Annotated in this window: 11 protein-coding genes and 1 pseudogene; all 12 read left to right on the forward strand. The window is 64.0% G+C overall.

Annotated features, from left to right (window positions below; genetic code table 11):
- Positions 1 to 5 precede the first annotated feature (5 nt).
- The 12 genes and pseudogenes from rpsL to rpsC all read left to right on the forward strand — a co-directional run bounded on the left by rpsL (position 6) and on the right by rpsC (position 9116).
- Positions 6 to 377, forward strand: a complete 372-nt coding sequence (rpsL, locus tag LZ518_RS00675; RefSeq protein ID WP_114227738.1) for a 30S ribosomal protein S12 — start codon at positions 6 to 8, stop codon at positions 375 to 377.
- A 58-nt stretch (positions 378 to 435) separates the two neighbouring features.
- Positions 436 to 906, forward strand: coding sequence for a 30S ribosomal protein S7 (rpsG, locus tag LZ518_RS00680; protein WP_249914141.1), 471 nt, complete (start codon positions 436 to 438; stop codon positions 904 to 906).
- 63 nt (positions 907 to 969) lie between these two features.
- Positions 970 to 3063 (forward strand): elongation factor G, encoded by a 2094-nt coding sequence (gene fusA / locus LZ518_RS00685; protein ID WP_249914142.1) that lies wholly within the window; start codon positions 970 to 972, stop codon positions 3061 to 3063.
- A gap of 80 nt (positions 3064 to 3143) precedes the next feature.
- Positions 3144 to 4334 (forward strand): elongation factor Tu, encoded by a 1191-nt coding sequence (gene tuf / locus LZ518_RS00690; protein ID WP_249914143.1) that lies wholly within the window; start codon positions 3144 to 3146, stop codon positions 4332 to 4334.
- Positions 4335 to 4501: 167 nt separating this feature from the next.
- Entirely contained in the window at positions 4502 to 4813 is a 312-nt protein-coding gene (gene rpsJ, locus LZ518_RS00695; RefSeq protein WP_044450118.1) for a 30S ribosomal protein S10, read from the forward strand.
- 226 nt (positions 4814 to 5039) lie between these two features.
- A pseudogene (gene rplC / locus LZ518_RS00700) lies at positions 5040 to 5711 on the forward strand (50S ribosomal protein L3); the annotation flags it as partial.
- Between the two features lie 258 nt (positions 5712 to 5969).
- Positions 5970 to 6599 carry a 50S ribosomal protein L4 gene (rplD, locus tag LZ518_RS00705; protein ID WP_249914145.1) on the forward strand — a complete coding sequence of 210 codons (630 nt, stop codon included), beginning with the start codon at positions 5970 to 5972 and terminating at the stop codon, positions 6597 to 6599.
- Positions 6592 to 6909: a 50S ribosomal protein L23 gene (locus LZ518_RS00710; RefSeq protein WP_249914146.1), complete on the forward strand. Its 318-nt coding sequence runs from the start codon at positions 6592 to 6594 to the stop codon at positions 6907 to 6909. Before rplD ends, LZ518_RS00710 begins: the two co-directional genes overlap by 8 nt.
- A 5-nt stretch (positions 6910 to 6914) precedes the next feature.
- A complete protein-coding gene (rplB, locus tag LZ518_RS00715) occupies positions 6915 to 7751 on the forward strand; it encodes a 50S ribosomal protein L2 (protein WP_249914147.1) in 837 nt (278 codons plus the stop codon).
- Positions 7752 to 7756: 5 nt separating this feature from the next.
- A complete protein-coding gene (gene rpsS, locus LZ518_RS00720) occupies positions 7757 to 8032 on the forward strand; it encodes a 30S ribosomal protein S19 (protein WP_249914148.1) in 276 nt (91 codons plus the stop codon).
- Positions 8032 to 8409, forward strand: a complete 378-nt coding sequence (rplV, locus tag LZ518_RS00725; protein WP_249914149.1) for a 50S ribosomal protein L22 — start codon at positions 8032 to 8034, stop codon at positions 8407 to 8409. Before rpsS ends, rplV begins: the two co-directional genes overlap by 1 nt.
- Entirely contained in the window at positions 8409 to 9116 is a 708-nt protein-coding gene (gene rpsC / locus LZ518_RS00730) for a 30S ribosomal protein S3 (protein WP_249914150.1), read from the forward strand. The genes rplV and rpsC overlap by 1 nt, the downstream gene beginning before the upstream one ends.
- Positions 9117 to 9121 lie beyond the last annotated feature (5 nt).

The following is a 9121-nucleotide window of genomic DNA, read 5'->3' on the forward strand; positions in this document are numbered from 1 at the left end:
GCTTCATGCCGACGATCAACCAGCTGATCCGCAAGGGTCGCGAACCGCAGAAGGCCAAGTCGAAGGTCCCTGCGATGGAGCAGAATCCGCAAAAGCGCGGCGTCTGCACCCGTGTCTATACCACCACCCCGAAGAAGCCGAACTCGGCGTTGCGCAAGGTTGCCAAGGTGCGCCTGACCAACAGCCGCGAGGTCATCAGCTACATCCCGGGTGAGGGCCACAACCTGCAGGAGCACTCGGTGGTGCTGATCCGCGGCGGCCGTGTGCGCGACCTTCCGGGTGTGCGCTATCACGTGCTTCGCGGCGTCCTCGACACGCAGGGCGTGAAGGACCGCAAGCAGTCCCGTTCGAAGTACGGCGCCAAGCGCCCGAAATAAGCTGGATCGTCGGCTGCGCCGCCCACGTGCTGGCGCGCCGCTCTGAAAGGAATTTTCAATGTCCCGTCGTCGTCGCCCAGAAAAGCGCGTCATTCTCCCCGATCCCAAGTTCGGGGACCTCGTCCTGTCGAAGTTCATGAATTCGGTCATGCTCGACGGTAAGAAGTCGGTTGCCGAAGGCATCGTCTACTCCGCGCTCGAAAGCGTTGAGCAGCGCCTCAAGAAGGACCCGATCCAGGTGTTCCACGATGCGCTTAACAATGTGAAGCCGGGCATCGAGGTCCGCAGCCGCCGCGTCGGCGGTGCGACCTACCAGGTTCCCGTCGAAGTTCGTGCCGAACGCGCCCAGGCGCTGGCGATCCGCTGGCTGATCTCGGCTGCCCGCAGCCGCTCCGAGAAGACCATGTCGGGCCGCCTGTCGGGCGAGCTGATGGACGCGTCGCAGAACCGCGGCAACGCCGTCAAGAAGCGCGAAGACACGCACCGCATGGCCGAAGCGAACCGCGCCTTCAGCCACTACCGCTGGTAAAAACCGTACCTATATTCAGGGGGATCGGCCCGGCCGACCCCCTGCAACTCTAAGGAATCTGAAATGGCCCGCAGCCATCCGCTCGAACGCTATCGCAACATCGGCATCATGGCCCACATCGACGCCGGCAAGACGACGACGACCGAGCGCATCCTTTATTACACCGGCAAGTCCTACAAGATCGGCGAAGTGCACGAAGGCACCGCCACCATGGACTGGATGGAGCAGGAGCAAGAACGCGGGATCACCATCACGTCGGCCGCGACGACCTGTTTCTGGGCCGCCGACGAGGGCAAGGGCGAAGAGCACCGGATCAACATCATCGACACCCCCGGGCACGTCGACTTCACGATCGAAGTCGAGCGCTCGCTGCGCGTGCTCGACGGTGCGGTCGCCTGCTTCGACGGCGTTGCCGGCGTCGAGCCGCAGTCGGAGACCGTGTGGCGGCAGGCCGACAAATATGGCGTGCCGCGGATGTGCTTCATCAACAAGCTCGACCGCACTGGCGCCAATTTCGATTATTGCGTTCAATCGATCATCGATCGGCTGGGCGCCCGTCCCGCGGTCCTTTATCTGCCGATCGGGATCGAAAGCGGATTCAAGGGCCTGGTCGACCTGGTCCAGAACCGCGCCATCATCTGGCTTGAAGAGAGCCTCGGCGCGAAGTTCGAGTTCCAGGACATCCCGGACGACCTGAAGGATAAGGCCGCCGAGGCGCGCACCCACCTCATCGAGCTTGCCGTCGAGCAGGACGATGACGCGATGGAAGCCTATCTGGAAGGCAATGAGCCCGACGTCGCAACGCTCAAGGCGCTGATCCGCAAGGGCACGCTTGCCATGGCGTTCGTGCCGGTGGTGTGCGGTTCGGCGTTCAAGAACAAGGGCGTCCAGCCGCTGCTCGACGCGGTGGTCGACTATCTGCCGAGCCCGCTCGACGTCCCGGCGATCAAGGGCCTGCTGCCCAATGGCGATGAGGATTCGCGTCCGTCTGACGACAATGCGCCCTTCTCGGCGCTGGCGTTCAAGATCATGAACGATCCGTTCGTCGGCACACTGACCTTCGCGCGCATCTATTCGGGCAAGCTCGAAACCTCGTCGCAGGTCATGAACAGCGTCAAGGACAAGAAGGAAAAGGTTGGCCGCATGCTGCTGATGCATGCCAACGACCGTGAGGACATCCAGATGGCCTATGCCGGCGACATTGTCGCGCTGGCCGGCCTCAAGGATACCACCACCGGCGACACGCTGTGCGCGACGTCGGCGCCGATCGTCCTCGAGCGGATGGAATTTCCCGATCCGGTCATCGAGCTGTCGGTTGAACCCAAGACCAAGGCCGACCAGGAAAAGATGGGCGTGGCGCTCAACCGCCTTGCCCGCGAGGATCCCTCATTCCGCGTCAGCACCGACCACGAGAGCGGCCAGACGATCATCAAGGGGATGGGTGAACTTCACCTCGAAATCCTGGTCGACCGCATGAAGCGCGAGTTCAAGGTCGAAGCCAATGTCGGTGCCCCGCAGGTCGCCTATCGCGAATATCTCGCGAAGCCGGTTGACCTCACCTACACCCACAAGAAGCAGTCGGGCGGTTCCGGCCAGTTCGGCGAGATCAAGATCAGCGTCATTCCCGGCGAACGAGGATCCGGCTTCCAGTTCTTCGACGAGATCAAGGGCGGCAATGTTCCCAAGGAATATATCCCTGCGGTCGAAAAGGGGCTGCGCGAGACGGCCGAGACCGGATCGCTGATCGGCTTCCCGATCATCGATTTCGAGGTCCACCTGGTCGACGGCAAGTATCACGACGTCGACTCCTCGGCGCTGGCGTTCGAAATCTGTGCCCGCGGCGCGATGCGCGAAGCGGCCCAGAAAGCGGGCATCAAGCTGCTGGAGCCGATCATGAAGGTCGAGGTCGTCACCCCGGAGGACTATCTCGGCGACGTCATCGGCGACCTGAATTCACGTCGTGGCCAGATCCAGGGCACCGACACGCGGGGCAATGCCCAGGCGGTCGAGGCAATGGTCCCGCTGGCGAACATGTTCGGCTATGTGAACCAGCTACGCTCGTTCACCCAGGGCCGGGCGCAGTACTCAATGCAGTTCTCGCATTATGACGAGGTTCCCCAGAACGTTGCCGACGAAGTGAAGGCGAAGCTGGCGTAACCGAATTTTTGTGGCTATGGGCGCGCTCGCACCTCGGGCGAGCGCCGCCCGAAATACCTTAAGAAAAGAAGAGGCGTAAAATGGCTAAGGCGAAATTTGAGCGGACGAAGCCGCACTGCAACATCGGCACCATCGGTCACGTCGACCATGGCAAGACCTCGCTGACCGCAGCGATCACCAAGGTGCTGGCCGAAACCGGCGGCGCCACGTTCGTCGACTATGCGAACATCGACAAGGCGCCGGAAGAGCGCGAGCGCGGCATCACCATCTCGACCGCGCACGTCGAGTATGAGACCGCAGCGCGCCACTATGCGCACGTCGATTGCCCCGGCCACGCCGACTATGTGAAGAACATGATCACCGGTGCCGCCCAGATGGACGGCGCGATCCTGGTCGTGTCGGCCGCCGACGGCCCGATGCCGCAGACCAAGGAGCACATCCTGCTCGCCAAGCAGGTCGGCGTTCCGACCATGGTCGTCTACCTGAACAAGGTCGACCAGGTCGACGATCCCGAGCTGCTCGAGCTGGTTGAGCTGGAAATCCGCGAGGAGCTTTCCAAGCGCGACTTCGACGGCGACAATATTCCGATCATCTCGGGTTCGGCCCTGGCCGCCCTCGAGGACAAGAATCCGGAAATCGGCAAGGAATCGATCCTCAAGCTGATGGCCGCCGTCGACGAGTGGATCCCGCAGCCGGAGCGTCCGCTGGACAAGCCGTTCCTGATGCCGATCGAAGACGTGTTCTCGATCTCGGGCCGTGGCACCGTTGTGACCGGCCGTGTCGAGACCGGCATCTGCAAGGTTGGCGACGAAGTCGAAATCGTCGGCATCAAGGATACCCAGAAGACCGTCGTCACCGGCGTCGAAATGTTCCGCAAGCTGCTCGACCAGGGCCAGGCCGGCGACAACATCGGTGCGCTGATCCGCGGCATCGGCCGTGAAGACGTCGAGCGTGGTCAGGTCCTGTGCAAGCCGGGCTCGATCAAGCCGCACACCGATTTCTCGGCTGAGGTTTACGTCCTGTCGAAGGACGAGGGCGGCCGTCACACGCCGTTCTTCGCCAACTACCGTCCGCAGTTCTACTTCCGCACGACCGACGTGACGGGCGAAGTCGTGCTGCCGGAAGGCACCGAGATGGTCATGCCGGGCGACAACGTCACCCTCGGCGTGAAGCTGATCGCTCCGATCGCCATGGACCAGGGTCTGCGCTTCGCGATTCGCGAAGGCGGCCGGACCGTCGGCGCGGGGGTTGTCGGCAGCATCACTAAGTAATATAGGGCGCGGGCCGCGCGATTCTCCCATCGGGGAATTTGCGGCCCGCAACCAGTTTTCGTTAAGCGCGGCGTCGGCCAGCTGGCCAGTGTCGCGCTTGGCTTTTTATGTAAGGGCAATGTCCTCGATAGAGGGCGGCGCTCAGGCTCTTTCGCATCGGTAGGGACATGGAAACGCAGAACATCCGGATTCGCCTGAAGGCTTTCGATCATCGAGTGCTCGATCAGGCAACTGGCGACATCGCCGACACGGCTCGCCGCACCGGTGCTCTTATTCGCGGTCCCATTCCGCTGCCGACGCGCATCGAGAAGTTCACCGTCAACCGCTCGCCGCACATCGACAAGAAGTCGCGCGAGCAGTTCGAGGTCCGCACCTACAAGCGGCTTTTGGACATCGTCCAGCCGACGCCGCAGACGGTTGACGCTTTAATGAAGCTCGATCTTGCCGCAGGTGTAGACGTGGAGATCAAGCTGGCCTAAGGGGCTGGCACGCGGCCAGATTCGGCCGCTCGATCCTGACTTAAGGATCGTAGCCGGGCCCTCGGGGCCGGCATCGGATCAAGGGATACCGCGGAGCGCCCTCAAAGCACTCCGGTCTGCGTCCCCCGCATCCCGCTTTCAGCGGGAATGGCCCAAGCGGGGCGATGCATTTTTTCACGGGCCGCAAGCCCCTCATGCGTGAGGGGCCTCTGTAGGAGCATGGATCATGCGCACTGGCGTGATCGCAAAGAAGATGGGGATGACCCGCCTGTTCCAGGCGGACGGGCGCCATGTGCCCGTTACCGTTCTCCAGCTTGAAGACGTCCAGGTCATCGGCCGCCGCGAGATGGATTGCGACGGTTATACCGCAGTCCAGCTGGGCGCGGGCAAGGCCAAGGCGAAAAACGTCGCGAAGCCGCAGCGCGTCGCGTTCGGCAAGGCCGAGGTCGAGCCCAAGGCTCGCGTGGTCGAATTCCGCGTTGCCGAGGATGCTCTCCTCGATGTCGGCGCGACGATCAGCGCGGATCACTTCGTTGCCGGCCAGATGGTCGACATTTCGGGCGTGACCCAGGGCAAGGGCTTTGCCGGTGCGATGAAGCGCTGGGGCTTCGGCGGTCTTCGTGCAACCCACGGCGTGTCCGTGTCGCACCGTTCGCACGGTTCGACCGGTAACCGCCAGGATCCGGGCCGTGTCTTCAAGAACAAGAAGATGGCCGGCCACATGGGCGCCCGCAACCGCACCCAGCAGAACCTCGAGATCGTCCGCACGGACGCCGCTCGCGGCCTGCTGTTCGTCAAGGGTTCGGTGCCGGGTCACAAGGGTGGCTGGCTGACCGTTTCCGACGCGATCAAGCTGCCGCGCGACGAGCGCGCGCCTTACCCGGCGGGCCTCATCCAGGACGGCGTCGAGCTTGAGGTCGAGCACGCTCCGGCGGGCTTCGTCGATGACGCGGCGGTCCACGAAATCCCGGCGCTCCCGAGCGACGAGGAAGTGAAGGCGATTGCCGCCGAGCAGGAAGCCGGTGCCCTTGAGGCCGAGGCTGCCGCTGCTGCGGAGGCGGAAGCTGCGGAGGCCCAGGCCGAAGCGACTGAAACTCAGAACTCCGACGCGGACGGCGACAAGCCCGACGCCGACGAGAGCAAGGAAGGCTAAGCGATGAAGGTCAAGGTTCAGACCCTCGACGCCAAGGCTGGCGGCGACATCCAGCTCGACGATGCCGTGTTCGGCGTCGAGCCGCGCGCCGACATCCTCCACCGGGTGGTGACCTGGCAGCTGGTCAACCGCCGCGCCCCGGCGCGTGCGGCTCGCGAGCGCTCGGACGTTGCCCGCACCGGCAAGAAGTTCGGCCGCCAAAAGGGTGGCGGTACTGCCCGCCATGGCGATCGCCGCGCTCCGATCTTTATCGGCGGCGGCAAGGCGCACGGCCCGCGTGCCCGCGTCTTCACCTCGAGCCTCAACAAGAAGGTTCGCGCACTCGGCCTGAAGATGGCGCTGTCGGCCAAGGCCAAGGGCGGTCAGCTGCTGGTCATCGACAATCTCGACATGGGCGAGGGTGCCAAGACCAAGGCGCTCCAGGCCAAGCTGAGCAAGCTCGGTTTCGGCAAGACCGCGCTGGTGATCGACGGTGACGCGCTCAACGTCGGTTTCGCCCGCGCTTCGTCGAACCTGCAGGGCCTGAACCTGCTGCCGGCGGTTGGCGCCAACGTCTACGACATTATGCGCCACGAGACGCTGGTCCTGACCCGCGCCGCGGTCGAAAAGCTGGAGGCCCGGTTCAATGGCTAAGAAGCAGGCAGCAGCGGCGATCGACAATCGCCACTACGACATCGTGCTCGCGCCGCACATCACCGAGAAGTCGACCATGTTGTCGGAGAATAACTCGGTCGTGTTCAAGGTCGCCGGCACCGCGTCGAAGCCCGAGATCAAGGCGGCCGTGGAAGCGCTGTTCGGCGTGACCGTGACCGGCGTCAACACGATCGTCACGAAGGGCAAGACCAAGCGCTGGAAGGGTGCTCCCTACAAGCGTTCGGACGTCAAGAAAGCGATCGTGACGCTGGCCGAGGGCCAGTCGATCGACATCACGAGCGGGATCTAAGGATCATGGCACTCAAAGCATATAATCCGACGAGCCCGGCCCGCCGTGGCCTGATCCTCGTCGACCGCAGCTCCCTGTGGAAGGGCAAGCCGGTCAAGAAGCTGACCGAGGGCAAGACCAAGACGGGTGGCCGCAACAACAAGGGTCATGTGACCTCGCGTGGCATCGCCGGCGGTCACAAGCAGCGCTATCGCCTGGTCGACTTCAAGCGTCGTACCTGGGACGTCACCGCGACCGTCGAGCGCCTTGAGTATGACCCGAACCGCTCGGCGTTCATTGCCCTCATCACCTATGACGGTGGCGAGCAGGCCTACATCCTCGCGCCGCAGCGCCTTGCGCCCGGCGACAAGGTCGTGGCCGGCAAGAAGGTCGACGTGAAGCCCGGCAATGCGATGGAGATCGGCCAGATGCCGGTCGGCACCATCGTTCACAATGTCGAGCTCAAGCCCGGCAAGGGCGGCCAGATCGCCCGCGCCGCCGGCACTTATGTGCAGGTCGTCGGCCGCGACAAGGGCATGGTCATCGTCCGCCTGAACTCGGGCGAGACGCGCTACATCCGCTCGGACTGCATGGCGACCGTTGGCGCGGTGTCGAACCCCGACAACGCCAACACCAACCTCGCCAAGGCCGGCCGCAGCCGCTGGCTTGGCAAGCGCCCGCTGACCCGCGGCGTCGCCAAGAACCCGGTCGACCACCCGCATGGCGGTGGTGAAGGCCGGACCTCGGGCGGCCGCCACCCGGTCACCCCCTGGGGCAAGCCGACCAAGGGTGCCCGCACCCGTCACAACAAGGCGACCGACAAGTTCATTATCCGGTCGCGTCACGCGAAGAAGAAGGGCTAACCGAAATGGCTCGTTCCATCTGGAAAGGTCCGTTCGTCGAACTGTCACTCCTGAAGAAGGCGGAAGCCGCTCAGGACAAGGGTGGCCGTGCGCCGATCAAGACCTGGTCGCGCCGCTCGACCATCCTGCCGCAGTTCGTTGGCCTGACATTCAATGTCTACAACGGCCGCAAGTTCGTGCCGGTGTCGGTCAATGAAGACATGGTCGGCATGAAGCTCGGCGAGTTTGCGCCGACCCGCTTCTTCCCCGGCCACGCCGCCGACAAGAAGGGTAAGCGCTAATGTCGAAGCCCAAATCCCCCCGCAAGGTCGGCGACAAGGAAGCGCTCGCCGTCGGCACCATGATCCGTGGTTCGGCGCAGAAGCTCAACCTCGTCGCGGGCCTGATCCGCGGCCGTAAGGTCGAGGAAGCGCTCAACATCTTGAAGTTCTCGACCAAGGGCATGGCGCCCGAGGTGGCGAAGGTGCTCGCTTCGGCGGTGGCCAACGCCGAGAACAACCACAACCTCGACGTCGACGCGCTTGTCGTCAGCGAGGCGTCGGTCGGAAAGTCGATCACCATGAAGCGTTTCGCGACCCGCGCGCGCGGCCGCTCGACCCGCATCGAGAAGCCGTTCAGCCGCCTTCGCGTCGTCGTTCGCGAGCAGGAAGAAGCGTAATGGGTCAGAAATCGTCTCCCGTCGGCCTTCGTCTCCAGATCAACCGGACCTGGGACAGCCGCTGGTTCGCCGAAGGGCAGGACTATGGTCGCCTGCTGCTCGAGGACCTCAAGATGCGTCAGTTCATCTTCAAGACCCTGCCCCAGGCAGCGATCTCGAAGGTGGTGATCGAGCGCCCGGCCAAGCTGTGCCGCGTGTCGATCTATGCCGCTCGCCCCGGTGTCATCATCGGCAAGAAGGGCAGCGACATCGAGAAGCTGAAGAAGCTGCTCGGCAAGATGACCGACAGCGAAGTCAGCCTGAACATCGTCGAAATCCGCAAGCCGGAAGTCGACGCGCGCCTCGTCGCGCAGGGTGTCGCCGACCAGCTTGAGCGCCGTATCGCTTTCCGCCGCGCGATGAAGCGTGCGGTGCAGTCCGCCCTCCGCCTTGGCGCGGAAGGCATCCGGATCACCTGCTCGGGCCGTCTCGGCGGCGCCGAAATCGCGCGTACCGAATGGTATCGCGAGGGCCGGGTTCCGCTGCACACGCTGCGCGGCAACGTCGATTATGCCGAGGCCCAGGCGCACACCGCTTACGGTGTCTGCGGCGTCAAGGTGTGGGTCTTCAAGGGTGAGATCCTCGGCCATGACCCGCTGGCGCAGGACCGGCTCATGATGGAAGCGCAGACTTCGGGCGTCCGCCCGGCGCGCGAAGATCGCCGCTAAGGAAC

Source organism: Sphingomonas brevis (genome assembly GCF_023516505.1).
In the GTDB taxonomy this organism is placed as follows: domain Bacteria; phylum Pseudomonadota; class Alphaproteobacteria; order Sphingomonadales; family Sphingomonadaceae; genus Sphingomicrobium; species Sphingomicrobium breve.